The sequence below is a fragment of the Dactylosporangium sp. NPDC000555 genome, from assembly GCF_040300025.1.
Classification (GTDB): domain Bacteria; phylum Actinomycetota; class Actinomycetes; order Mycobacteriales; family Micromonosporaceae; genus Dactylosporangium.
In genome coordinates this window covers 1-25,233 of the sequence record NZ_JBEPDB010000065.1, presented here as the reverse complement: position 1 = coordinate 25,233, position 25,233 = coordinate 1, and the positions used below count along the sequence as shown (strand labels likewise).

Annotated in this window: 19 protein-coding genes and 1 pseudogene; 7 read left to right on the top strand and 13 right to left on the bottom strand. The window is 72.3% G+C overall.

Annotation, left to right across the window (positions count from 1 at the left end):
• Positions 1–85: 85 nt before the first annotated feature.
• Positions 86–1,456, top strand: coding sequence for a chitinase (locus ABT297_RS30715; RefSeq protein ID WP_350555885.1), 1,371 nt, complete (start codon positions 86–88; stop codon positions 1,454–1,456).
• A gap of 69 nt (positions 1,457–1,525) precedes the next feature.
• Here ABT297_RS30715 and ABT297_RS30710 read toward each other — a convergent pair whose 3' ends face one another.
• The gene (locus ABT297_RS30710) at positions 1,526–2,188 is read right to left on the bottom strand and encodes a DUF2470 domain-containing protein (RefSeq protein WP_350555884.1); all 663 of its coding nucleotides are present in this window, start codon (positions 2,186–2,188) and stop codon (positions 1,526–1,528) included.
• Positions 2,189–2,231: 43 nt separating this feature from the next.
• Between ABT297_RS30710 and rpsD the strand changes: the two genes are divergently transcribed.
• Positions 2,232–2,840: a 30S ribosomal protein S4 gene (gene rpsD, locus ABT297_RS30705; RefSeq protein WP_350555883.1), complete on the top strand. Its 609-nt coding sequence runs from the start codon at positions 2,232–2,234 to the stop codon at positions 2,838–2,840.
• Between the two features lies 1 nt (position 2,841).
• Here rpsD and ABT297_RS30700 read toward each other — a convergent pair whose 3' ends face one another.
• Positions 2,842–3,597, bottom strand: a complete 756-nt coding sequence (locus tag ABT297_RS30700; RefSeq protein ID WP_350555882.1) for a DUF2267 domain-containing protein — start codon at positions 3,595–3,597, stop codon at positions 2,842–2,844.
• A 98-nt stretch (positions 3,598–3,695) separates the two neighbouring features.
• Here ABT297_RS30700 and ABT297_RS30695 point away from each other — a divergent pair, with 98 nt between their 5' ends.
• Positions 3,696–4,196, top strand: a complete 501-nt coding sequence (locus ABT297_RS30695) for a universal stress protein (protein ID WP_350555881.1) — start codon at positions 3,696–3,698, stop codon at positions 4,194–4,196.
• Positions 4,197–4,220: 24 nt separating this feature from the next.
• Here the strand turns inward: ABT297_RS30695 and ABT297_RS30690 are convergent, their stop codons facing one another.
• From ABT297_RS30690 to ABT297_RS30670, 5 genes are read right to left on the bottom strand one after another with little or no spacing between them, the layout of a single operon-like run.
• On the bottom strand, positions 4,221–5,960 hold the full coding sequence (locus tag ABT297_RS30690) for a potassium channel family protein (RefSeq protein ID WP_350555880.1): 1,740 nt from the start codon (positions 5,958–5,960) through the stop codon (positions 4,221–4,223).
• A gap of 24 nt (positions 5,961–5,984) precedes the next feature.
• Entirely contained in the window at positions 5,985–7,640 is a 1,656-nt protein-coding gene (locus tag ABT297_RS30685) for a hypothetical protein (RefSeq protein WP_350555879.1), read from the bottom strand.
• Between the two features lie 37 nt (positions 7,641–7,677).
• Positions 7,678–8,517: a hypothetical protein gene (locus tag ABT297_RS30680; RefSeq protein WP_350555878.1), complete on the bottom strand. Its 840-nt coding sequence runs from the start codon at positions 8,515–8,517 to the stop codon at positions 7,678–7,680.
• The gene (locus ABT297_RS30675) at positions 8,514–8,993 is read right to left on the bottom strand and encodes a hypothetical protein (protein WP_350555877.1); all 480 of its coding nucleotides are present in this window, start codon (positions 8,991–8,993) and stop codon (positions 8,514–8,516) included. Before ABT297_RS30675 ends, ABT297_RS30680 begins: the two co-directional genes overlap by 4 nt.
• On the bottom strand, positions 8,990–11,479 hold the full coding sequence (locus ABT297_RS30670; RefSeq protein WP_350555876.1) for a winged helix-turn-helix domain-containing protein: 2,490 nt from the start codon (positions 11,477–11,479) through the stop codon (positions 8,990–8,992). Before ABT297_RS30670 ends, ABT297_RS30675 begins: the two co-directional genes overlap by 4 nt.
• A gap of 379 nt (positions 11,480–11,858) precedes the next feature.
• Between ABT297_RS30670 and ABT297_RS30665 the strand changes: the two genes are divergently transcribed.
• Positions 11,859–12,500 carry a hypothetical protein gene (locus tag ABT297_RS30665; protein ID WP_350555875.1) on the top strand — a complete coding sequence of 214 codons (642 nt, stop codon included), beginning with the start codon at positions 11,859–11,861 and terminating at the stop codon, positions 12,498–12,500.
• A 483-nt stretch (positions 12,501–12,983) separates the two neighbouring features.
• A complete protein-coding gene (locus ABT297_RS30660) occupies positions 12,984–14,027 on the top strand; it encodes a cation diffusion facilitator family transporter (RefSeq protein WP_350555874.1) in 1,044 nt (347 codons plus the stop codon).
• A gap of 59 nt (positions 14,028–14,086) precedes the next feature.
• Here the strand turns inward: ABT297_RS30660 and ABT297_RS30655 are convergent, their stop codons facing one another.
• Positions 14,087–14,737 carry a DUF7144 family membrane protein gene (locus ABT297_RS30655; RefSeq protein WP_350555873.1) on the bottom strand — a complete coding sequence of 217 codons (651 nt, stop codon included), beginning with the start codon at positions 14,735–14,737 and terminating at the stop codon, positions 14,087–14,089.
• Positions 14,738–15,092: 355 nt separating this feature from the next.
• Between ABT297_RS30655 and ABT297_RS30650 the strand changes: the two genes are divergently transcribed.
• Both ABT297_RS30650 and ABT297_RS30645 read left to right on the top strand, forming a co-directional pair.
• Entirely contained in the window at positions 15,093–15,956 is an 864-nt protein-coding gene (locus ABT297_RS30650) for a formylglycine-generating enzyme family protein (RefSeq protein ID WP_350555912.1), read from the top strand.
• A gap of 31 nt (positions 15,957–15,987) precedes the next feature.
• Positions 15,988–18,702, top strand: a complete 2,715-nt coding sequence (locus ABT297_RS30645; protein WP_350555872.1) for a winged helix-turn-helix domain-containing protein — start codon at positions 15,988–15,990, stop codon at positions 18,700–18,702.
• Between the two features lie 164 nt (positions 18,703–18,866).
• On the opposite strand, the gene ABT297_RS30640 is transcribed toward ABT297_RS30645, so the two are convergent.
• From ABT297_RS30640 to ABT297_RS30620, 5 genes and pseudogenes are all read right to left on the bottom strand, one after another.
• Positions 18,867–19,784 carry a DUF7144 family membrane protein gene (locus ABT297_RS30640; protein WP_502885673.1) on the bottom strand — a complete coding sequence of 306 codons (918 nt, stop codon included), beginning with the start codon at positions 19,782–19,784 and terminating at the stop codon, positions 18,867–18,869.
• Positions 19,785–20,177: 393 nt separating this feature from the next.
• Positions 20,178–20,852, bottom strand: a complete 675-nt coding sequence (locus ABT297_RS30635) for a PP2C family protein-serine/threonine phosphatase (protein ID WP_350555870.1) — start codon at positions 20,850–20,852, stop codon at positions 20,178–20,180.
• 57 nt (positions 20,853–20,909) lie between these two features.
• Positions 20,910–23,660 (bottom strand): winged helix-turn-helix domain-containing protein, encoded by a 2,751-nt coding sequence (locus tag ABT297_RS30630; protein WP_350555869.1) that lies wholly within the window; start codon positions 23,658–23,660, stop codon positions 20,910–20,912.
• A gap of 696 nt (positions 23,661–24,356) precedes the next feature.
• Complete coding sequence (locus tag ABT297_RS30625; protein WP_350555867.1) at positions 24,357–24,848, bottom strand: MarR family transcriptional regulator; 492 nt, start codon at positions 24,846–24,848, stop codon at positions 24,357–24,359.
• A 97-nt stretch (positions 24,849–24,945) separates the two neighbouring features.
• Positions 24,946–25,233: pseudogene (locus ABT297_RS30620) on the bottom strand (phospholipid carrier-dependent glycosyltransferase); the annotation flags it as partial.

The following is a 25,233-nucleotide window of genomic DNA, read 5'->3' as shown; positions in this document are numbered from 1 at the left end:
GACATCGATGAGGTTGTACGTTCGCCCCAACGCTTAACTTTATTAACAGTTAGCGTCACGTCCACACGTGTTCGTGGAGGGGTCCATGAAACGCAAAAACCTGATCCCCCTCGCGCTGACCGCCGCCGCCACCCTGGGCGCGACGACCCTCGGCGTGATCAGCGCACAGTCCGCCAACGCCGCGCTCACCAGCAACTGGTACGCCTCGGCCCCCTACCTGATGCCGTTCGACAACAGCCCGCCCGACCCCGTCGAGGTCATGAACGCGACCGGGCAGAAGGCGTTTCAGCTCGCGTTCATCCTGGCGCCCAACGGCGGCGGCTGTACACCGACGTGGGACGGCACCCGCGCGGTCTCCTCCGACACCGACGCGGCCAACCTCATCGCGCGAATCCGGGCCAACGGCGGCGACGTGAGCGTCTCCATCGGCGGGTACGGCGGCACCAAGCTCGGCCAGACCTGCGGCACGCCGGCCGCGACCGCCGCCGCATACCAGCAGGTGGTCACGAAGTACGGCCTGAAGGCGATCGACTTCGACCTCGAGGAGCCGGAGTACGAGAACGCCGCGGCCGTGCACAACGAGCTCGGCGCCGCGCAGATCCTGCAGCGGAACAACCCCGGTCTGTACATCTCGGTGACCACGGCGGGCACCGCCGCCGGCACCGGCTGGTTCGGCCAGCAGATGCTCAACGAAGCCAAGAGCCTGGGCTTCACGCCGGACAACTACTCGATCATGCCGTTCGACGGGGGCTTCAACGGCGCGTCGGCGCAGACCGGCGCGCTGGAGGCGTTCCACGGCATCCTGATGAACACGTTCGGCTGGGACAGCGCCACCGCGTACGCCCACGAGGGCGTGTCGATGATGAATGGCCGCAGCGACGTCGGCGAGTACTTCCGCCAGGCCGACTTCCAGACCGTCCTCGACTACGCGACCTCGCACCACCTGGCCCGCTACACGTACTGGTCGGTCAACCGCGACCGTCAGTGCCCCGACCCGAACCAGAGCACCACGTCGGGCAGCTGCAGCAGCGTGCCGCAGACGGCGTGGGAGTTCACGAAGTACACGGCCCGCTTCGCCGGCGCGACGCCGCCCACCAGCATCCCGCCGACCTCGAGCTCGCCGTCGCCGTCGACGGGCGCGTGCGGCGCCGCGGCCTGGTCGTCGTCCTTCGCCTACACCGGCGGCGCCCTCGTGTCGTACAACGGCCACACCTGGCGGGCCCAGTGGTGGACCCAGGGCGAGACGCCCGGCACCGCGAGCGTCTGGGTCGACCAGGGCACCTGCGGCGGCGGGACGACCCAGCCGCCGGCCTGCCCGTCCGCCTGGGCGTCGTCGACCGCCTACAACGGCGGCGCGACGGTGTCGTACAACGGCCACAAGTGGACCGCCAAGTGGTGGACCCAGGGCGAGACGCCCGGCATCGCGAGCGTCTGGGCCGACAACGGCGCCTGCTGAGGCGCACCCGGTACGGAGGGCCGTCGCCCGTAGGTCAGTCGGGCGGCGGCCCTCGCCGTGCGTGCCGGTTCAGTGGCCGCCCCGGCAGCAGCGGGCGCGGGCGTAGAGCTCCTGCATCCGCTCGCCGGCCTCCTCAGGCTTGTCGAGCGGGGTCGGAAACGGAAGCCGTACGTCCCGGGCCCGCGCGGCGAACTCCAGCCGCAGGACCACGCCGTAGCGGTCCAGCCGGACGGGCACGATCCGGCGCACGCCGTGCAGGTGGTGCGGCGGGATCAGGCGCGCCAGCCGGTCGATCGCGCCCGGGTGCGACGCGTCGAGGTGGCACAGCAGGTCGGCCTCGACCTCGGCCAGTGGATCGGGCGCCGCGGCGGCGAAGTCGGCGGGGTCGACGGAGATCTCGCTGTCGGCGCCGTACGCCGGATCCTGCAGCGTCGCCTCCGCCAGATCGAGCACCATCACGCCGCCGGCGGACTCGCCCAGCCAGCCGGCGAAGGTCGCCCTCGCGCGCACCCGGGCGCGGGTCGGGGTCGGCACGATGTCGGTGAGCTCCAGCACGGCGGCGACCTCCGGCTCCAGCGGTACGACATCCGGCTTGTCCAGAAGGATGCGACCGGCCTCGACGCGATGGGCGCCGATCAGGTCGCACCGGCCGCCGGGCACGTGCAGGGTCAGCGAGCCGGCGGCAGCCAGCAGTGAGCGCAGCCGCTCGGCCGGGGTGGGCAGCTTTGACATCCGACCTCCTAAGGTTAGCCTTACCTTAGTTGAAGGGAGCAAAGTGAACCAGTCTCGCCCCAAGGTCCGGCGCTCGCGCGCGCTCGGCATCCCGCTGACCCCCAAGGACGTCAAGTACTTCGAGCGCCGCCCGTTCCCGCCCGGCCAGCACGGCCGCAGCCGGACCAAGGTGAGCGACTACAAGGTGCGGCTGCTGGAGAAGCAGCGGCTGAAGGCTCAGTACAACCTGCGCGAGAAGCAGCTGCGCGCCGCGTTCGACCGCGCCGTGCGACGCCCGGGCAAGACCGGCGAGGAGCTCATCGTCGACCTCGAGACCCGCCTGGACGCCCTGGTCCTGCGGGCGGGCTTCGCGCGCACCATCTACCAGGCCCGCCAGGTCGTCACCCACCAGCACGTGAACGTGAACGGCCGGCGCGTCGACCGCCCGTCCGCGCGCGTGCGCCCGGGCGACGTCATCGAGGTCGCCGAGCGCAGCCGCACGAAGACGCCGTTCGTAGTCGCCGCCGCGGGCGCTCACGCGGGCGAGCGCACCGCGCCCTACCTGGACACGGACCTGCCCGGCCTGCGGACGCGCCTGATCCGCCTGCCGTTGCGCCGGGAAATCCCGGTCCTGTGCGACGAGCAGCTGATCGTGGAGTTCTACAGCCGTTAGGTCAGGCGTGCGCCAGCTCGGCGTACTCGCTCGGCAGTTGCGCGAGCAGGTCGCCGAACTCCTTGTCGGTGACGGCGTCGTGGACCGTGACCAGCACGGCCCGCGTCAGGTCGCGGGCCTCGTCCGGGCCCGCGTCCGCGCGCTCGGCGACGAGGCGCAGGAACTCCTCCAGGTTCATCCGGCGGCCTCGGCCGCCGGAGCGCGCCCTGCCCCGCTCGAGCACGGGGCGCAGCTCGAGCGGCAGCTCCCTGATCAGGTCGTCGACCTCGCCGCCGCTGATGCGCTCGGCGAGCGTCTCCATCGCCGCCTCGCTCGCCCTGCGGGCCCGCTCGGGGGTGGCGCCGGCGCGGTCGGCGACCCGCCGCACGAACTCGCCCAGCTCCCGCGCCGACCGCGTGGCGCCCTCGGTCAGCGGCCGGTAGTCGCGCGGCAGCTCGGCCAGGGCCACCGCCAGGTCCGCGGGCTCCAGCGCGCGGCTGAGCGCCGTGAATACGGCCCGGGCGTACCGCTCGGCGGCCTCCCGGTCCACGCCGGCCCGCACGGCGACCCGCCGCACGAACTCGTCCGCACCGAACGTCTCGTGCGACACCCCGGTGATCAGCTCGCGGGCGATCCCGGCGGGCAGCCGGTCGCGCAGCGCGTGGACGAGCCCCGGCATCAGCCGCTCCGCGAGCGTCTCGAGCACGGTGCGCGTGACCGTGGCAGGGTCGCCCGCCGCCTCGCGCCGCACCACGGCGCGGAACCGCTCCTCGTTCATTCGTCATGCGTACCCCGGGCCGGGTCCTTCATGCGCCGCCGCCGGATCACCCGCGCACTCATGCCGCGGGGCCGCCCGGTGAGGTTACGTTGACCATCGTGAGCACAGCTCCGGTCGTCATCGGCTTCGACGGCTCGCCGGCCGCCGAGCGGGCCATCCGCGCGTCGGCCCGGCTGCTGACCGGGCACAGCGCCCTCGTCGTGACCGTCTGGGAAGCGGGCCGGTCGTTCGAGGCGGTCACGATGCCGGTCAACACGCTGCGGACGCCGCCGGTGGTTCTCGACGTCCGGGGCGCGCTCGAGGCCGAGGCTCGCGAGCAGGAGTACATGCAGCGCACCGCCCAGCGCGGCGCCGCGATCGCCCGTGAGGCGGGCTACGCCGAGGCGTCGGGTCTCGCTGTGGCCGAGGAGGCGACGGTGGCCGCCACCCTGATCCGCGTGGCCCGCGAGCAGGACAGCCCGGGCATCGTCGTCGGCACCCACGGCCACGGCCGGGTCGCCGAGTTTCTGCTGGGCAGCACGTCGCGCACCCTGGTCGCCCGCGCACCCTGCCCGGTCGTGGTGACGGGCGGGCGCACCGGCGGACCGGACCCCGCGTAGGGCCCTGGTCCACCGCAGCCCGCCTCACCCCCGGGGCTTGGGCGTCAGCAGCGGCGGCGCCGACGGCGGATGGAACGGCGGCGGGTCGTCCACGCCCGCGGCCCGCTCCAGCAGCGCCACCAGGCCGGCCCGGGTGGCCACGACGACCATTGTGTGGGTGCGGTCCAGGGTGCGCCAGCGGTTCTGCTCCGGTGCCCAGAACGTCTGTACCCCCACGCCCAGCCCGGTGCGCCCGGTCTGCACCGCGACCAGGCGGACCAGGCCCGGCTCGCTGACCTCGCGGAAGTACCTGCCCTCCAGCTGCGAGCCGGCCCCGACCGGCACCTCGGCCACGAGCAGCACCCGGCGGCCGACCGGGATCGTGTCGATGACCTCGTTGCCCACCATGGAGGCGGCGAAGGCGGGCGCGGCGAGGTACGACACGCTGCGGGACAGGTTGATGTCGAACGCCGTCTTGATCCGGCGGGCGAAGTCCTCCTCGAACAGCCGCAGCACGACCCGCAGCTGGATGTCCGGGTGGGCGCGGCGGGCCAGGTCGCGGCCCAGCAGCCCGGCCTCCAGGTTGGTCACATCCGCGGTGGTGACCACGACCAGGCAGCGCGCGGTCGCCACCGAGGCGGCCCGCAGGGTGTCCGGGTTGGTGACATCCCCGATGATCACCGGCAGGCCGAGGTCTCGGCTCACCTGCACGCCGCGGGCCTGCTCGTCGCGGTCGACCGCGACCACCTCGATGCCGAGGTCGTGCAGCTCGCGCAGCACCCGGGTGCCGACGTTGCCCAGACCGGCGACCACGACGTGGCCGGAGATCGGCTCGGTGGGCCCGCCGGCGGCGATTGCCAGCCGGGCCTTGACCACGATGCCGACGACGGCCGCGGTGAGCGCCGGGATGATCGCGACGCCGGCGACGACCAGCACGAGGTCCACCGCCTGCGCCGGCGCGGGGGCGTCGGCATCGGGATTGGCGCCGCCGAGGGCGGTGAGCACGGCGAGGTACAGCGCCTTCCACACCCCGACGTGGCGCGCGGCCGCCACCGCGACCGTGCCCAGGGCCAGGATCGCGACCGAGGCGGCCAGGATTCGCCGGAGCCCGCCCCCGAGCAGCAGACGCGACGCGCGCAGCGGGTGGCGGCGCGGCCGGCGCCGCTCGATCGTGCGCCGGCCGTAGACGCTGGTGAGCACCAGGTCGGCGCGGTCCTCGTCGGCGGGCAGGCTCTGCGCTTCCGTCGTGACGGCCAGGCCGCAGCGGATGTCGGCGGGGTTGGCCGACGACCGGTCGACGGCCATCAGCTGCTGACCGTCGGAGAGCCGGATCGTCGCCGGGTTGCTGTCGCCGAGCGCGGCGGTGACGAACGCGGGGGCGGCGATCTCGGAGGCCGACAGCACCGCGCAGTTGGACAGCCGCTCGACGACGCCGGCGCCGAGGACGGTGTTGAACATGCGCAGCACGACCCGGATCGTCGGGTCGACCTCGCGGGCGATGAGCGCGGCGTCGACGTTGGCCACGTCGTCGGTGTCGACGAACGCGATCGCGTCGGCGTCGGTCAGATCGGCAGCCTCGAACACGGCCCGGGTGAGCTTCCGCGCGGCGATCATGAGCGGCCGCGCGGCGGGATCGTCGTCGGCGTGGATGTCGGCGATCTCCGGCGCCTGATTGGCGGTCAGGTCTGCGACGATGACCGTGACCTGCGCGGAGTATGTGTTGATCAGCTCGCCGACGAGTCGGCGGGCCAGTGCGTTGTCACCCCAGACGACGAACTTGCGCACAGGTGCGATCGTATCGACGGATCGCTACCCGCAGTGCGGTGGAAAGCCGTCCAGGAGATTTACGTTGTACAGCAGGATCGCGTACTTGCCGACGTCGTGCCGCCGCACGGGCGGGCCCCACATGTGTTCGGCCTGCTCGGGCGTGCCGTAGATCGGGCGGTCCTTCTCGAGGACGACGAACCGGGCGTCGTGCGCGACGGCGTCGTACATGGCGCCCTTCGACTGCCAGCAGAACGGGACGAGCCGGTCGCCGCCGCCGACCACGGGCGCGACGGTGACCCCGCGCTCGGTGGTGACGGTGATGTTGTTCGAGGCCCAGTACGCGCCCAGGCCATAGCTCAGGCCCCGCGAGCGCAGGTAGTCGGCGGCCTCCTGGGCCTCGGCCGGCTCGGCCCGCGGCGGCGCGTAGGCGACCAGCGTGATCGCGAAGACGGTCAGGATGCCGGCCAGTACGCCGCGCCCGATCCGCACCGAGCGAGGCGCCTTATCGGACATTTCCAAAATGTCGCCCGCAGTGCTGGCGGCGCTCAGGGCCGAACGTGAGGCGGCGCCGGGGGCGGAGTGCGAGGCGGCGGCCGTGGCCGGGTGGCGCGCGGCGAGCCAGGGGCCGGCCAGGCGCGCGGCCAGGACCGCGCCCATCGGCAGGACCGGCGTGATCTCCCGGGCCGCCATCAGGTCCACCGAGATCGTCGAGACGACCTCCGCGCCCAGGTTGCACGCGATCGCGGCGACCATGACCGAGTCGACCCGGTCCGCCGTGCCGCGCAGCGCGCGCAGCACCGTGACGGCGAACGCGATCAGCGCCGCCAGGAAGCCGACCAGGTGCAGCGCGGAGAGCGCCGGCTCAAGTGCCGCCGGGTGCCAGCCGGAGCGGTGGGTACCGAAGATGACGCCGAGCATCCGCGCCGTCATCCACGCGCGATGGGGCCACTCCGGCAGCGGCGCCAGCTCGATCGGCGGATGCGGAGACTGGAACGCGCCGAGGGAGTCCAGCAGGTGGCGGAACGCGCGCGACACACCCACCGACGCCGCGCCGGCCAGCACCAGGCTCAGCTCGAAGAGCCGTTCGGCGCCCCGGGAACGCAGGGCGCGGTAGGCGCAGACGACGACCAGGGGTACCGCGCCGACGAACGTGATGAGCGGATCGCCCATCGCGCCCCAGCCCAGCAGCGCGGCGACCAGGACCGGGGTCCAGACCCGGTGCCGAGACCGGTCCAGGACGAGCCAGGCCAGCAGCAGCGGCACGGCCGAGCCGGTGTGGTTCGGCGAGGACAGCAGCGTCTGGTAGCCGGTGCCCGGTACCGGCAGCAGCAGGATCGCGACGGCCACACCGATGCGCAGCCGGCCCTCCGCGCCCGTGGCCCGGCCCTTCGCCAGCGCCGCGGCCAGGAAGACGATCATCGTGTAGGTGATGGCGGAGGTCACTTGGACCTGGTCGGCGGAGAGGCCCGTGAACCACTGGACGATGCCGTACTGCACCAGCTCCGTCGGGTAGAACGACACGTCGGAGAGTGCCCAGCCCTTCAGCAGCGGGTTGCCGTGGAACATGTCCCAGGCCTGCAGGGCGTTGCTCGCGCTGTCGCCGTTGATCGGAATCGCGCGGGCCATGCGCAGGTACGCGAGGAACAGCCCGGCGGCCGCCACCGCGCACCCGATCCCGGTCGCCAGCCGCCGCCGCACTACGGCAGGATAGGCGCGTGCCGGGATCGGCCGGATATCAGTCGTATTCGTCGGCCAGCTCCTGATACGCGGCGAGTACCACCTCGGTGCGCTCGACCAGGTCCGGCTCCGGGCGTGCGCGCAGAGAGCCCAGCAGCGCGTCGGCCGCGGTGACCCGTATCCGGGCGCGGCTCTGTGCGGCGCGCTGGTCCAGGAAGTCCTGGCACAGCACGGCCAGCTTGCGCAGCTGCCCGGAGCGGCGGCGTACCTCCGCGTCGACCTCGGTGAGCCGGCGCGCGATCTCCGCCTGCCGGTCGGTGACCGCGCTGAACAGGCTGCCCGCGCCGATCGGGTCGCCGACCGAGGCGCGCAGGTCGCGGTCGGCGGCGCGCAGTTCGCCGCGCTCGGCGAGGGCCTGCGCCAGGTCCCACAGCGCGCGCTCCAGCGTCGCCGTCGGGTCGGTCGGCTCGCCCAGCCGCTCCAGCGCCGGCCAGGTCAGCCGGATCCGGTCGGCGTTCGCGGCCGCGGTCTCGAACTCGGTGCGGTCGCGAGGGTCGGTCAGGTATCGCCGCATCGCCTGTCCCCGGCGCGTCGGAGTGCGCACCAGCATGTAGCCGACCAGCAGGAACATCGTCGCCGCGACGACCGCCAGGAACGTGCGCACCACCGCCGGCGGCCCGAGCCAGTTGATCGCGAGCGCGACCGCGGCGGCGGCCGTCAGACCGGCCGCGTAGAGCGCATGGACCCATCTGTCGACAGGCCAGAAGGGCCCGGCATCGCAAGCGCGGGAGCCGCGCCCGGGCGGCGTTTCGTCCCCGACGGCCGCGAGGCCGCGCTCGACGGCTGTCCCGCCCCATCGCAGTATCCCGACCCGGAGCCCGCGCAGGTGTTCGATCATGACGCGGCTTCCGGCCGGAACCGCCGGCGCAGCCGGACCCCGGCGCTGGCGAGCACGAGCGCGGCCAGCGCGCCGATCACGCCGCCCACCGCACCGCCGAGCACCACCGCGGCCGAGGCCACCGGGATCGACAGCGGGCCGAGCCAGCCGGGCGGGTGCTGGGCCGGCGCCGCGGCCAGCGTCACGAGCGCGGCGGCGGCCAATCCCACGAGCGGGGCGTACGGCTGCGGCACCAGCGCCGCGAGGACCGCCGCGAGCAGTACCCCCAGCAGGGGTCCCAGCCACGGCAGGACCGTGAGCAGGCCGACCGCGGCCGCCGCGACCTCCGCGTGCGCGACACCGCAGAGGCTGAGCGCCGGCCAGGCGATCGCGGCGGCCAGCGCGCCCCACAGGGCGCGGTGGGTGGCGGCGGTCGCCGCTCCGGGACGCGCCCCGACGTCGACGGCCTTCACCAGGGTCGCCGGCGCCGCGCTCACAGCAGCCGCAGTTCCCGGGCGCGCTCGACGGCCTCGCGCCGGCGGCCGGCGTGCAGCTTGCGGTAGATGTTCTTCACGTGGGTCTTCACCGTGTTGACCGACACGTAGAGCGTGGAGGCGATCTCCAGGTTCGACATGGTGCCCTGCAGGTAGCGCAGCACCGTCAGCTCCCGCTCGGTCAGCGGCTCGACGAGGTTGCCGTCCGAGCCGCTGCGCGAGCCACCGGCCAGCGGCGACGAGCCGGCCGCGAGCTCCGCGGCCAGCGGGTGGTACACCGGCAGTAGCGGCGCGAAGTTCGCCAGCAGGTCGCGCACCGGGTGCCCGCCGACCAGGAACGGGCGCCGGAAGCTCTCCTCCTCGGCGATGTCGAGCGCCACCTCCAGGCCGCGCAGCACCCGGTTGCGGTCGCCGAGCGCGCGCCCGGCGAGGCTGGTGAGGATGGCGGCCTGCACGGTCCACGTCAGCGCGTTCTCCACCGACGGCGTGGCGAACTGCGCGGCGGTCGTCGCGGCGGCCGCCGCCTTGCCCTCGATGAGCGCGGCGGAGGCGTCCACGCAGGCGGCCCAGCCCTGGAACACGTCGGGGTCGCCGCCGGTGGCCACGAGACGCCGGGCCGCGCCCAGGTCTCCGCCGCTGATGCGCAGCTCGGCCTCGGTCAGCGCGAGCGCGCGCTCGACGGCCGGCGCCAGCGGCGCACCGCCGAGCTCGCGGCGGGCGGTGTGCAGCACCTCGAGAGCGGCCGCGAGACGGCCCGAGCCGTGTCGCAGTTTCGCTCGTACCGTGGCGATCGAGACCAGCAGGTCGGGGTCTCCGGCGGCGAGGTCGAGAGCCTCGTCCAGCAGGCGGTCGGCCTCCGCGATCCGGTCCCACTCGCCGTACACGCCGGCCAGGGCCATCCGCACCCAGCCGAGGTCGGTGGCGTCGGTGATGCCGAAACGGTCGGCGGTCACCAGCGCCTGGCGACCCAGCCGGGCGGCGGCGCGCAGCCGGCCACGCAGCGACTCGAGCACGGCCAGCTGGCTGGCCGCGCACACCTGGGCCTGAGCCATGCCGGCCCGCTGCGCCAGCACCAGCGCGCCATGCAGCGGGGCGCCGGCCGCGCCCAGCTCGCCGAGGCGGAGCCGGGCCTCGCCCTCATCGAGAAGCGCCAAGGCGCGAGATTCATCGGTATTTGCCGATATTTCGGACATCTCGGTGATCATTCGGCGGGCGTCGCCGGCCAGCCACGCCTCGGCGGCCGTGAACGCCCGGAACATCGGCGCCGAACGGTCCCCGCCGCAGCGGCGCAGGAAATCGCGCGTGCCCTCAAGGTCGCCGACCCGCAGCCGCTCGGCCGCGAACGCCAGCGGCAGGCGGGGGTCGGTGCTCTCCTCCGACGCCGGGGCGTGCGGCGCGGCCTCGTGCGGCCGGTCGTAGCGGACCCCGCCGACGATGTCGGGCCAGTACTTCTCGAGCGTCTCGACGGCGCTGGACCAGTCCTCGGCCAGCAGCGCGTGGCGCAGCGCCTCGGCCGGGATGCCGTACGTGCCGTGCCAGGCGGCCGCGCGCCGGTGCAGCTCGGCGACCCGTTCCGGGCTGCGACGCAGCAGCTCCGCGTGCAGGGTGCGGGCGAAGAGGGGGTGGAAGCGGTACCAGCCGCCGGGGCCGGCGTTGCGGGTCAGGAACGCGTTGGAGCCCTTGAGCTCGGCGAGCACCCGGGCGCCGTCGTCGCGGCCGGTGATCGCCTCGACCAGGCCGGCGTTGAGCCGAGGCGCGATCGCGGTCTCCAGCAGCAGCCGCCGGGTCTCCGGCGGCAGCGGCTCGATGACCTCGCCGGTGAGGAAGTCGCCGACCGCGGTGCTGAACGCGCCGCCGTCGTCGAGCACCCGCTCCGGCTCGGGGTGGCCGCGCATCGCCATGGCGGCGAGCCGCACGCCGGCCGGCCAGCCCTCGGTGATCGAGTGCAGCGCGTACAGCGTCGAGCTCGGCAGCACCACGTCGTGCGCCGCGAGCAGTTGCGCCGTCTCGGAGATCGTCAGGGACAGGTCGTTCGTCCGCATCTCGGTGAGCGAGCCGTTGACCCGCCAGCGGTACAGCGGCAACGCGGGGTCGCGGCGGCACGAGAGCACCAGGCGCAGGCGGCCCATGCCGTGGCGTACCAGCGCCTCCAGTTCGGCCAGGGCGTCGGCGTCGCTGATCTCCCGCACGTCGTCGACCACCACGACGTGCGGCTGCTGCAGCGCGTCCACCGCGCGCAAGAGGTCGTCGCCGTCGTTCTTCTCGGACTGGGCCGACAGCGCGCCGAGCAGCAGGCCGGGGACGTCCGCGCCGTGCTCGGAGTGCGAGGTCACCCAGCGCACCACCGGCATTTCGGCGTTGTCCCCGATGCGTACCGTTCGCGCCCATGCGACGAGCGCGGCGGTCTTGCCCCAGCCCGCCGGCGCGGTCACCAGCGTCAGCGGTGAGCGCACCGCGGCGTCCAACTGGGCTACCACCCGCTCCCGCATCACGTATCCCGGCGGGAGATCCGGCACCGCCAGTGACGGCGGTGCGGAACCTCGGCGATCCTGCTGTACCAACGCTTGTGACACCCGTGCCCCCCGAAATCGCTTTCCCGGCCGCGCTTTTCCACTGGTCTTTCATCCGGGTCAAACGAGACGAGCAAAGCACCGCCGCACGCTGCGGCGCCTCACCCTGGTTGGGTGGTCTGCCCGCCCCTGGCAACGCGATTTCCCTTACGTGCCAACGGTTCCATCGACACCATTCCACCGCCACGCCGCCCGCCGAAGGCTCACCCGGAAAGGATGAAGCGTGGTCACCACAGTCCTCGGCAGCGTTCGCGCTGTTGCCCGTCACTTGAACGGGCCGGGGAGGGGATGAGTCAGCATGAGCGCGGTTGCGGGCGAGATCGAGCTTCGCCCCGAGAACGGCTTCGAGCTGAGCCTGCGGGGCTACCATCGGGCCCAGGTCGACAGGTACATCGCGACGTTGCAGATGCGTCTGACGACGGCGGAGACCGAGCTCGCCGCGGCGCGTTACCGGGAGCAGCAGCTCACCGGCCGGGTGGAGAAGCTCGGCACCGAGCTGAAGAAGTGCACCTGCGCCGACCAGTCGGGAAAGGTCGTCGGCGGGCGCATCCAGCGGATGATCGACCTCGCCGAGGAGGAGGCCGGAGCCCTGCGCGCCGAGGCCCGGCAGGACCTCGAGAACGCGCGGTCCGCCGGTGAGGCACTGCTCGCGGACGCCCGCAAGCACGCCGAGGAAACCATGCGGGACTTCCAGACGGCCCTGGCCCAGCGCCGCGCCGAGGAGGCCCGGGCGGAGGCCAACCGGCGCGCTCAGTGGGACGCCCGCCGCCAGCGTCAGCGCGAGGCGGCCGAAAACCTGCTGGCGACGACGCGCTCGGTCGGAAATGACAGTGTCCAGGTGACGCGACGGCTGCTGGACGGGCTCATCGCGGAGCACACCAAGCTCCTGGCCGAGGTGGAGATGGCCGAGAAGGAGATGGCCAACCTTTCTTCCGCATGATGTCGATCGGGCAGGTGCTTCACCCGGCCCGGGTGAGGACGGATCACTCCGGGCCACGACAGGATTTCTGACGTGACAAGGCAAGCGACGGACGGAGCTGAAACGGTGACTGCTGCACCGTCTACAGTGGTCCGTCCGGTCCCGCCAGCCGCGGGCGTCGCGCCGTCGGTGGTCCCCGGCGCGACAGACCTAGCTGGGTCGCTCGGTGAAAACCGTTGAGCAGGGGGTACTCGACGGTCCAGGAGGCAGCGGTGAGTATGGCCCGCGTCCTGAGCACCGGTCGGCCTTCAGCGAGGGCGGCGGGAGCCGATGGGTGGGCGGCTGATCCGGAGGAGGCCGCCCACCCATCGCAAGTCACGCACTGAGACGTTCCTGCTCCACCAGGACGGCGCACAGGCGCCGGCGCGCTCCCAGGCCCGCGCCGGCGCCGCACGCGTCCGTACGGGCGTCTTCTTCTTCGGCATTCTCTGCGATGGTGTTCGCATGGCGCGGGACTACCACGACCCTGATCGCGGCCCTGAGCACAGCCAGGAGTATCGCGAGCACGGTCGTTCTTCGCTGCCGCGGCGGCTCCTGCACGTCGTGGCGCCGCACTCGCACGAGGCCGCCGACAAGGTCGACCCGGCGATGGAGGGCTCCCGCGAGGGCATCCGGGCGCTGTGGGTCTCGCTGCTCGTGCTCGGTATCACCGCCGCGCTGCAGGGCCTCGTCGCGGCGTGGTCCGGCTCGGTGGCGCTGCTCGGCGACACCCTGCACAACGCGGCCGACGCGCTGACGGCGGTACCGCTGGGCGTGGCCTTCATCCTGGGCCGCCGGCCGGCGAACCGGCGGTACACCTACGGCTACGGCCGATCGGAGGACCTGGCCGGCATCGCCATCGTGCTCACCATCGCGGCCTCGGCGGCGCTCGCGGCGTACGCGGCCGTGGACCGGCTCGTGCACCCCGCCGTCGTGACTCGGCTGCCGTTCGTGGCCGCCGCGGGCCTCATCGGCTTCGCTGGCAACGAGCTCGTCGCGCGCCACCGCATCCGCGTCGGCCGTCGCATCGGCTCGGCCGCGCTGGTCGCCGATGGCCTGCACGCTCGCACCGACGGCTTCACGTCCCTTGCCGTCCTCGTCGGCGCGGGCGGCGTGGCGATTGGCTGGCGCTGGGCCGATCCGCTGGTCGGCCTGCTCATCACCGTCGCGATCCTGTTTGTTCTGAAGGACGCGGCGCGCGAGGTGTACCGGCGGCTGATGGACGCCGTCGACCCGGCCCTCATGACCACGGCGGAGGACGCGCTGGCCGGCACGCCGGGGGTCCTGCGCGTGTCGGCGCTGCGGATGCGCTGGATCGGGCACCGCCTGCACGCCGAGACCGACCTGGTCGTTGGCGCTGGCCTGTCGCTCACCGAGGCCCACGCGATCGCGGTCGAGGCGGAACATCGGCTGCTGCACGCCGTGCCCCGCCTGACGGCCGCCACGGTGCACCCGGATCCGGCGGCGCCGCATGCCCACGCCTCGCTGGAGCATCACCGCCACGCGTAGCCCGGCCGAGAGGCCGAAAAGTCCGGCGACAACGGCGTCGCCGGACTCCATCGGCTGTATCAGTACTCAGACCCCGGCTGGTGCGGCTGGTACTCGCCGCGGCGCTGGCCCTCGTACTCCGCGGCTTGGCTGCGGTACTCCGCCGGTTGGCCCTCGTAACCCCCGGCGGCCCTCTCCGGAACGTCGGGCGTGTCCGGCGCGGCATGTGCCGGGCCGGTTCGTGACGGGTTCATCGGGAAGGTGGCGGCCTCGCGCTGCTGGTCCCGGTCGGCACGGTGCACGCCACCCGATGGCGGCGTCGCCGTCTCGAGTTCGAGCGGGGCCCAGTGCACGGTGAGCGCGTACAGGATGATCACGTCGAGGGTGATCATCAGCAGCGACCACACCGGGTAGCCGCCGAGCGAGCCGATCTGCGCGAGCGCATGCAGGGCCACGATCACGATCGCCGCGATCCGGGCCACCCTGTTGCGCGCCAAGACCCCGATCCCGCACGCGGTGAGCAGCGCGCCGAAGACGATCATTACGATGCCCAGCCCGGTCAGGTTCACCACGACCAGGCTGCTGCCGTCGATGAAGGCGACCTGGTTCTGCAGCAGCGCGACCAGGCCCTCGAGGATGTTGAGTACCCCGATCACGGCCAGCAGCACGCCGGCGAACGTGACCCAGCCGGACCAGGTGCTGCTGCTACGGGTGGTACCGGTCTCAGCCATGACCTTGTCTCCCTTTTCGTCTCCCTTTTCCCTGAAACGGCACACGTATCCCGGGAGGGGGTCACAGATTCGCCGACCGGCCGCGGCGGACAAGAGAGGAGGCGCCGCGGCCGAATCCGGCGAAGCTCGTGTGGCGACCTCCCTCCCTCGCAAATGCGTTGAACCGGTGCTTTTGGATGCGATCGTTCGGCCGGCCCGGATGACCGAGCATCACCCGGCCCGTGTGAAAGCCCCCGCGGTAGCCCGAATGGGGTCCAGAATGGGGTCTGATACCCGCAGCGCTGCGACCCCGGCCCTCACCCGGGGTGGGTGAGGACTAGTCACCCGCGGCCGTCCGCACAATGCGCTCGTGGAGATGGCCTGGATCCCCGGTGGCACCTTCGCCATGGGTGCCGAGGGCTTCTATCCGGAAGAGGCGCCGGTTCGCAAGATCGCCGTCGATGGATTCTGGATCGACTCGCACCCCGTGACGAACGCGGAGTTCGCCTTGTTCGTGCAGGAGACCGGATACCAAACGGTGGCTGAGCGGGCCACCGAACAGGGACCACCGGGCTCGATGGTATTCGTGCAGCCGCCGGGTCCGGTGCCGCTGCGCGACTGGCGTGTCTGGTGGGAACTGCGGCCCGGCGCGTCCTGGCGTCATCCGTTCGGTGAGGGCTCGGACGTCCGCAAGCGCTCCGCCCATCCGGTCGTACACGTCGCGTACGAGGACGCCATGGCGTACGCGAGCTGGGCCGGCAAGGACCTGCCCACCGAGGCCGAGTGGGAGTTCGCCGCGCGCGGCGGGCTGGACGGGGCGCCGTATCCGTGGGGTGACGTGCCCGAACCCGGGCGCGCCAACATCTGGCAGGGAATCTTCCCCTGGCTGGACCGCAGCGATGAGGGCCACGGGACGAGCCCGGTCGGCGCGTTCGCGGCCAACGGATACGGCCTCTTCGACGTCGTCGGCAACGTGTGGGAGTGGACGTCGGACTACTACCGGTCCGGAAGCGCGCGGTTCGGTGAGCTCGAGGGTGAGATCCCGGAGAACCCGCGTGTAGACTCGCCGCCCGGCGCTACCGTGTTCGCCAGCCGGGTGCTGAAGGGCGGGTCGTACCTGTGCTCCACGGACTACGACCACCGGTTCCGGCCCGCGGCCCGGCAGCCCGAAGCGATCGACAACGGTAGTTGTCACGTCGGCTTCCGATGCGTGCGGAGGCAAGCCCCGAAAACCGGGTGATCACGCACCGTCATTTGTTCACCCCCTACGGGTGAGGCGACATCACCTTTTGTCGCCTCACAATCCCGTGGTCATCCGCCGTGCTGCGGTGGGTGGGAGGGGGCGAAATACGTTGGGGCAGAAAGCGCTCGTTGACACCATCACCCGTCCCGCACTGCACTTCGCAGTGCCCGAGCCGCCCCGCTATCACGTGCCGCGACCGCGTCTTCTGGACGCTTTGGATCGCGCCGTGGCGGGGCCTTTGACATTGATCTCCGCTCCGGCGGGGTGGGGCAAGACCACCCTGCTGGCCGAGTGGGTGGCGGCAGGGCGGGCACCCTGGCCGCTCGCGTGGTTGACGGTCGAGGCACACCACGGCCCACGTTTTTGGGAGCACGTGGTCGACGCGGTCACGCAGGCGACCGGGGAGCACCCGGCCGGGGAGGCCGGCGAGGGCCAGGGTGAGGCCGCCCTGGAAGAGCTCGTCACCCTGCTGCGCCGGGCGGGCCCACCCGTGGTCCTGGTCCTCGACGACCTGCAGGAGCTCTCGGTACCGCGCGTGTGGGGCGAACTGGAGACGCTGCTTTCCCAGGCGGGTGAACGCCTGCGTCTCGTCATCGCGTGCCGTACCGATCCGGCGCTCACGCTGTACCGATTCCGGATCCGCGGCGCGCTGAGCGAGCTACGGACCGGGCCGCTCGGGTTCACCCTCGACGAGACCGCCCAGATGCTCAACGCGCACGGCGTGCGGCTGGCCGAGTCGGCGCTCGTCGAGCTGCACGCGGTGATGAAGGGGTGGGCCGCCGGCCTGCGCCTGGCCGCGCTGGCGGTGCAGGGTCACCCGGAGCCGGACAGCCTCGTGCCCCGCTTCGCGCTGCAGGACCGGGCGCTGGGGGAGTACCTGGTCGGCGAGGTCTTCGACACGCTGCCGGAGGACGTCCGCGAAGTCGTCCTGTGCACGTCGGTCCTCGACCAGGTCAGCTCGGAGCTCGTCGAGGCGCTCACCGGCCGCGTCGACGGCGCCCGCATCCTGGCCCAGCTCGAGCACTCGAATCTCTTCGTGGTGCAGGGCAGCGGCAACGCCGGCATGTACCGGTGCCACCCGCTATTCGGCCTCATGCTGTACGACGAGCTCCGACATCGCCGCCCGGAGCAGGTGCGCCAGCTGCACCGGCGGTCGGCGGACTGGTTCGCCGCGCACGACCAGCCGGCCGACGCGCTGCGCCACGCGCTCGCGGCGCGCAACTGGAGCCAGGCCTCGGACCTGCTGGCCGCGAGCTGGCAGGAGCTGGTGCCGGGCGCCCGGATGCGCACCATCAAGGAGCTGGTGCCGCCGCCTCCGCAGGAGGTACGCAACGACCCGAAGCTGGCCCTGGCCTTCGCGGCCGAGCGCCTAGACGCGAGCGATCCGCAGGGCACCGAGACGTTCCTGCATCTCGTCGACCGATCGCAGCACACGCTGGTCGACTCGGCGCGGGCGGCGCTCCGCCCGATTGTGGACAGCTTTCGGATGGCTGAGGCTCATCAGAGTCAGAAGCCTGAGCTGGTACTCGCAACCGCACCGCTCCTCCTGCGCGAGGACACCGGCCTCGACGACCAGGACGCCGCACGCATGCGTGCCCTGGCGCTTGTGGCTGTCGGCGGTGCGCGGCTCATCCAGGGCGATCTCGGCGCGGCCGAGCACGCGCTGATGGAGTCGCTCAACCTGGCCCGGCGCTGCGGTGGGGTCCAGTCGCAGCTGGCCGCGCTGCGCCAGCTCGCCCAGCTCAACGCGACCCGGGGCCGGCTCACCGCCGCGATGCGGTACAGCAAGGAGACCCTCGCCCTGGCCGATCGCGAGGGCCAGACGCAGGGCATCGACGTGGTGTGGGCGCAGCTGACCGTCGCCGAGGTGTGCTACCTGCAGGCCCGGGTCCGCGCGGCCGAGCACTACCTCGACCGCGCGCTGGACGGGGGCGGGCTCGCCGACCCGGCGCTGGTGGCGGTGGCGACCATGACGAGGGCACACATCCGCGCCGCCGCGGGCGATGCGCGGGCCGCGTGCACCGAGCTGGCGGCCATTCGCCGGCAGCTCGCCGACTGGCGGTACACGCCGCGCATGCAGCACTGCGTCACTCTCGCCGAGGCGGAGCTGCGGCTGGCCGCCGGGGACGTGGAGGCGGCCAAGCGGCTGCTCACCCTCGAACCGGTCGAGATGCTGGCGCCGTGGCTCGGCGTGGTGCGCGCCAAGGCCCACCTCGCGGAGCGCCGCCCGGCGGCGGCCCTCGGCGCGGTGCAGCCGTACCTGGAGCCCACGACCGGCTCGCTGGTGTGGACGGTCGACGCCAACCTCACCAGCGCCCGCGCCCTGCGCGCACTGGGCGACCGCTCCAAGGCGGGCCGGGCGCTCGAGCAGGCCCTGCGCTTCGCCGACGACGAGACGATCCGCTGGCCCTTCGTCGCCGGCGGCCAGCCGGTGCGCGAGCTGCTCGTCACGTACCTGCCGGCGGGCAGCGGCTACCGCGGCCTGGCGGAGGACATCGCCCAGGAGCTCAACGGCTTCGGCCGCCCACCGGCGGCCGCCGGCGAGCTCGCCGAGCCGCTGACCGAGCGGGAGCTGGCGGTGCTGCGCTACCTGCAGGGCACCCTGTCGGCGGGCGAGATCGCCTCGATGCTCTACGTGTCCGTCAACACCGTGAAGACGCACATGAAGAACATCTACCGCAAGCTCGGCGTGGGTCGGCGGCGGGAGGTGATTGAGCGCGCTCGTGAGCTCAATCTGCTGTAACAGCCGCAAGTACTAAGGAGCGCGACCCGTACCGGGCCGCGCTCCTTTTTGTATGTGCTGTGGCTTTGGATGTGCTTGTGGCACCGGGGATCGAACGGGGGGAAGGCAAAGCGAAGCGGCGGCGTCCTGCGAAGGACGCCGCCGCTTCTGGCGTGGCGGTTGGCTCAGCGGTTCACATAGGGCCGTGCGCCGATCGCGGCCAGCTTCTCGCCCTCGCCGTCCACGGCGGCCCGTGCGATCGCCGCCTCGCTCGCGAGGACCATCGGCAGCGGGTCGATCAGCGGGTCCAGCGACTCCAGGGAGGCGCGCTGGACCGGCACCCGCGACTCGTCCGCCGGGTCGGCGAGCACGACCGGCACGGTCGCCTGGCCGATCGCGCGGACCCAGGCGGTGGGCGGGTCGCCGACGATCTCCGCCTCGATCGTCTCCTCGGCCAGGGCGGCGTTGACCGGGGCGCCGACCGAGGCGGTGACGACGACGGTGTCCTGCATCGAGAGCTCGGTGCCGGCGGGCACGGCGACGGGGGCGTCGTGCCCGTCCGGGTCGACCAGGAGATCGATCATGATGATGTCGTCGAGCTCGGCGCTGTGGCGCATCACCGGGTGGCCCTTCTTGTGCCGGCCACGGTACGAGTCGGAGCGGCTGTTGCGTCGCAGGGCCAGCTTCGCCGCCGAGACCGGGCGGGCCTCCTCGGGCTCGAGGTCGTCGTCGGCGACGACGCTGCCCCGCGGGATCGTGAGGATGAACAGGATGATCACGTCCAGCGTGACCATCAGCAGCGACCACGCCGGGTAGGCTCGCAGCATCGCCAGCTGGGAGATCGCGTGCAGCGCCACGACGCTCACCGCGGCCAGCATCGCGCTTTGCTTGCGGGCGCGCAGCGCGAGACCGGTGACCGCGAGCAGCACACCGAGCGTCACCGTGGCCGCAGCCCAGGTGCCGGCGCTGGTGAACGCCACGTCGTTACGGTTGAATCCGACCCCGCCGCTGGCGAAAGCCACCAGCAGGCCCTGCGAGACGTTCAGCGTGCCCACCAGCGTGAGCATCGTCGTACCAAACGTCCGAAATTCCGTCACCCGCATCCGCCCGTCTTCTCCCTTTGCGTTAGCTGCGGAAACCCTTGATTCAGCGGGAAATGCGTGAGGCCGTGCCGGTCTCCGGTCGAAAACCGAAAGACCGGCACGGCCTATATCCCCCGTTACTTGTTCCCCCCGGAACAGGCCCGACCCGTGGTGTCCGGTCCCGCCGCCCGCGGCACCGGACACCGGCGCAGACCCCTCCGCGCCGGTTGCGGGGTATCGGTTGATCCCTCCCGCGGACATGGGTGGATCCCCCGGCCTCCCCGTTCCCGGACATCGGCGCCTGCCTCAGTCGGCAACGTGTCGTGCCTGGGAACATCTTTCGAGCGAGCCGGGTGAATGAGGATCACCCTCGATGGGTGAAACGGCCGGGTGGCGGACCGGCGAACGGCGGCGCTACACGGGCTCGGCGGCCAGCAGGCAGGCGTCGTCGTCGGGGTTGCTGCGGTGGGCGAAGTCGAGCGCGGTGCGCAGCCGCTCGCCCGGCGCCGAGGTGCGCATGGCGAGCCGGACGTCGTCGACGAGGCTCTGCACGCCCTGGTCGATGGCGCGGTCGCGCTGCTCGACGACGCCGTCGGTGTACATCAGCAGCAGGTCGCCGGCGTCGACCGTGACGCGGGCCGTGGCGTAGCGGGCGGCCGGGTCGACGCCGAGCGCCATGCCGGAGGGCTGGGCCAGCGCGCTCACCCCGGTGGCGGTGGCCCGCAGGATCGGCAGGTGCCCGGCGCGCGACCAGGTCAGCGAGTGGTCGGAGGGGCGGAACCGGCCGCAGACGGCGGTCGCCAGGGTGGTGGTCGGGCGGCGGCACAGCATCCGGTTGAGCGCCGCGAGGATCGCACCGGGCTCGTCACCCGCGAGCGCCAGCCGGCTCATGGCCGCGCGCAACTGCCGCATCGTCGCGGCGGCGGCCCGGCCGTGGCCCATCACGTCGCCGACCGCGAGCATCACGTCCCCGCCGCGCAGCGGGGTGGAAAGGTACCAGTCACCCCCGACGTTGGAGGCGTGGTCCGCGACGGCGTACCGCACGCCCACTCGAACCCCGTTGACCTGCTCCCGCACCGCCATTGCCATGTCGCATATCGTGTCTCCACCGAGGCACCCTGCGGCTCGCCTGAGGCGGGTGAGAGCCTAGATGAGGCTCAACTCCCTTCCCCGGCGCACCGCGTCACGTCGGCGGCTCACCCCCAGCTTGCGATAGACGTGCCGGACGTGAGTCTTGACGGTGTTGGATGAGACGCTGAGCACCGTGGCTATCTCGGCGACCGAGAGCATGCTGCGCAGGTACTGCAGCACCAGCGTCTCCCGTTCGGTCAGCGGCTCGGTGATCTGCTCCGCGACCACCTCGAACGCGCCCCACTGAGCCGCGTCGGCCGGGGCCGCCGGGGGCTCGGACGGGGGCTCGGAGGACGGCTCGGAACGGGGCTCGGCCGGGCGCTGCTCGACCTGCCGATCCGCCTCGGGTGCGTGCGTCACCTGCGGCGGGGGCTCGAGCAGCTCGGTGATCCACGCGCCGTGGCCGAGGAACGGTCCCCTGATGCCCTCGGGCGCGGCCAGGCGCAGCGCGTGCTCGATCTGCTCGGTGGCGCCGACGAGGTCGCCGAGCTGCCGGAGGGCCTGCGCCAGCAGTACCGCTGCCGAAACCGCCGTCACGAGGGAGCCGGGCTCCCGGGTGAGGACGCCCTCGAGCGTGCGCGCCGCCGCCTCTGGCCGCCCCTGGGCGATGCTCAGCCGGGCCCTCTCGAGGGCCACCTCGGGGGCGTCCGGCCACTGGCGGGCGACCTCGTCGAGCACGGCCCGGGCCTTGTCCAGGCGGCCCTCGGCCAGGCACAGGTCGGCGTGCAGCACCCGCGTGGTGACCTCGGCGACCGGAGGCATGGTGCCGATCCGGCTGTCGAGCAGCGGCTCCAGCGCCTCCGCGGCGCCCGCCAGGTCCTCCTGGTCGTGCAGCAGCAGGGCGAGGCTGATCGAGCCGCTCACCCAGCCGTACGGGTCGGGCGGCACCTCGGCGGTGATGCTCTCGTCCAGGTGGTAGCGGGCCTCGTCGAGCTGGCCGCGCAACCGGCAGACCGAGGCCAGCACCTGCCGGGCGTAGCTGATGCTGCGCGACTCGCTGATGCCCGCGTCCCGGCTGCCGTCGAGCACCCGGCGCGCGCAGGCCGCGGCCGCCGACAGCCGCCCGCGGTGCAGGTGCACCAGCGCCTGCTGGCGGTTGGCCTGCACGACGAGCAGGTTGAAGCCGGACTTGCGGGCCAGTCCCGCGCCTCGCTCGAGGGCCGTGTCGGCGCCGTCGATCTGGCCGGTGGCGGTGTACGACTCGGACAGCGCGAGGTAGCCGATGGCCCGGGCCGCGTCCGCGGCGTCGGCGTAGAGGTGCTCGGCGGCGGCCTCGTCGGTGCGCTGCAGCAGCCGGATCGCGGTGGCGCCGGCGCGCTCCCCGTCCTCGACCGTCATCGCCTCCGCGAGCCGCATCGCGGCCAGGATCTCGGCGTTGAGCGCGGTCGGCGACTCGCCCAGCGCGCGCTCGCCCAGCCGGATGAACGCCGACATGCCGGCCGTGTCGCCGGTGTCGCGGCAGCAGATGGCCAGCGCGAAGGCGAGCATCGGGCGCTCGGCGACGTCCGCGGGTGGATGCGGGCCGGTCCGAGGCGCCACCGCGCACGGTCCCGACCCGCACAGTTCCGGCCAGTACTGCAGGAATAATCGCTCCGCGCTCACCCAGTCCGCGCCGAGCACCGCGTGCGCGACGGCGTCGCGGGGCAGGCCGTTCGCCGCGTACCAGCCGGCCGCCGCCCGGTGCAGGCCGCGCTCCTCGGCCGCGAGCGTGGTGCGCACCTCGACGCGCAGCACCGAGCGCAGCAGCCGGCGGTAGCGGTACCACGAGTGCGAGCCGCCGTAGAAGGTGGCCAGCGCGTTGGCCCGGCTGGCGTGGGCCAGTTGCCGGGCGCCGCTGCGGCTGCCGGTGATGGCCTCGACCAGGCCGGGGCAGACGGTCTCGACGATCGACGTGCGCAGCATGACGTCGTAGACGTCCGGGTCGATGTGCGCGAGGATCTCCCGCTGCACGTACTCGGTCAGGCCGACCTGCTCGTTCAGTCCCGCCTCGCCGGCGACCAGGTCGATGACGATCCGCTCCGGCTCGTGCCGGCCGACCATCGCCGACAGCGCCACCGCGACCGCCGCGGGCCAGCCCTCGGTCACGTGCCACAGGGCATACCGGAAGTGCTGGGGGAGCCGCACGTCGAAGTGCTCGGCGAGCCCGGCGATCTCGGCCTGGGCGAAGGCGAGGTGGTCGGCGCGCAGCTCGGTGAGCTGGCCGCGCACGCGCCAGCGGTACAGCGACAGCGGCGGCTCGTTGCGGGCCAGCAGCAGGAAGCTGATCCGCTCGCCGAGGCGGGTCATCAGGCGCTCCAGCCGGCGCAGCACCGTGCGGTTGGTGACGTTGTGCAGGTCGTCGAGGACCACCACGGCGCGCTCGTGCGGGCGGTTGGTCCACGCGTCTGAACCCGGCCACCGCGCCGGGTCCAGCGCGATGCCCGCCGCGGTGAGCGCACCGGCGAGCTGCCGCCAGGCGGCGGATCCGCAGTTGGGCTCGAACCGCACGTAGGCGGTGCGCCCGAGAGCCCGTCCGGCGCGTAGCCACGACGTGGCGAGCACGGTCTTGCCCCAGCCGGTGGGTGCACAGATGAGGGTCACCGGGTGCTCCACCGCCGAGTCCAGGTGATCGAGCAGCCGTCCCCGCTCCAGGTGTACTCCGGGCAGCGCCGGAACCCCGTGATCGGGTTCCGCCACGGCCTGCGCGGGCCGCACTTCCAGGGGCCGGACCGTCGCGGCCCAGCCGGATGAGCCGAGGAACCGCTCGGCGGCGTCGTTGTGCGCCAATCTGTGAAGCGTGGTTTCGCCGTGGTGGCTGGTATGCACCGTCACTCCCGAAGCCGCGGGTTTACGACGTGCCCGGTTTGGCACCTTTCCCGTGCGTGATTGGCGTCCTCCGACGTCGAACACCATAGAACTCGAACCGCGATTCGCGGGAGAGCTTCATTCAGAATTGTCGATCAGGGTAGACGTGGAAGACTCCCCAGTTCCGGTGGTTGATCGCTAAATTATTCGATATCCATCAATGAATCGCCCGGGCTGCGGCCAACGCCGAGTACGCATGACGATGGATAAAAGGGGACCTTTGTCCGGTTTTGCTGCGGGCATGACTCGCGGCCGGGCGACTGATGATTGCGGAGCGTAATGATGGCAGCGGCATGCTCCAGCGGTGCCCCGGCTGTCATGCCTGCGGACGCATCTGTGGGGGCCTTCGGTCGATGGGCAATCGCCTCTGCTGCTGATGCCAACCGGCGTGTCTCGCCTCGCTCTACTCATATCAATATTGATCATTACTCATAGTGAGGCTGGATCGGATCCGCAGATTACCTAGAATTACAAGCTTGTCATCAGTGAAACTCCTCATAGATTGGCGTTCGGATACTCAAACGTGTGCCAATCTGCAAATTGCAATCATGAAGAACGCTTATATGCCCGCAAATCGGTCGGCCGGGCAGTGCGGTGGGCGGTGACGGGCGGGTGGTGTCAGCTCGCCTGAGCCGCCGGGCCGTCCTCGGCGAGCGGGACCCCGGAAGCGCGCGCGAACGACGACAGGCCCTGCAGCAGCGCGGCGCGGTCGTCGGGGGCCATCCGCCGCATCACCGCGGCGATACTCTCCCGCCGCTGCCGGCCCAGGCCGTCGAGCAGCCGGCGTGCCGTGGGCGTCAGCACGAGCCACACCTCGCGGCGATCGCGCTCGTCGGCGGTGCGCCGCAGCAGGTCCGCGGCCTCCAGCCGGTCGCACAACCGGCTCGCGGAGGACGGTGCGGTGTGCAGGGCGAGGGCGAGCTGGGTCAGGTTGACCGAACCGGCCTGGTCGACGACGGCGAGCACCCGTAGCTGCGCCGTGGACACGCCCGAGTTTTCGTTGGCCGCGCTCGTGGCGAGAACGAGTGCCTGGCCGGCGGCGTCGACCAGCGCCGCCGCGGCGGCCGTGTCATCGTGGCCAGGCGGGTGCGGTGAGGGTCTGGCCCGCACGTTGTCCTCCGTGTCTCGCGGCAGCCCTTTTGTCAGCCTTTACCTGCCGTGCGGCTTCCGCTCAATGCTCACTGCCGTGCCTAGCTCACTGCCGTGGCTATATCCATCGAGACCCGAGCCACATCCTGGAAAGCCAATCCGCGTATGGAATGTCCATAGCCGAGTAGATCGGGTAGAAATAGGCGAAACAGGCGGCGACGAGCAGCACGTACGCCCCGGCGATGATCGAGCCGATCAGCCGGTGGTCGCTCGCCGGCTTCAGGCGCCGCGGCGGCCCGATGATCGCGCCGAGCACGTAGACCACGGCCAGGACCAGGAACGGCTCGGCCGGCAGGGCGTAGAAGTAGAACATCGTGCGGTGCTCGGGCATCTCGTTGAACCACGG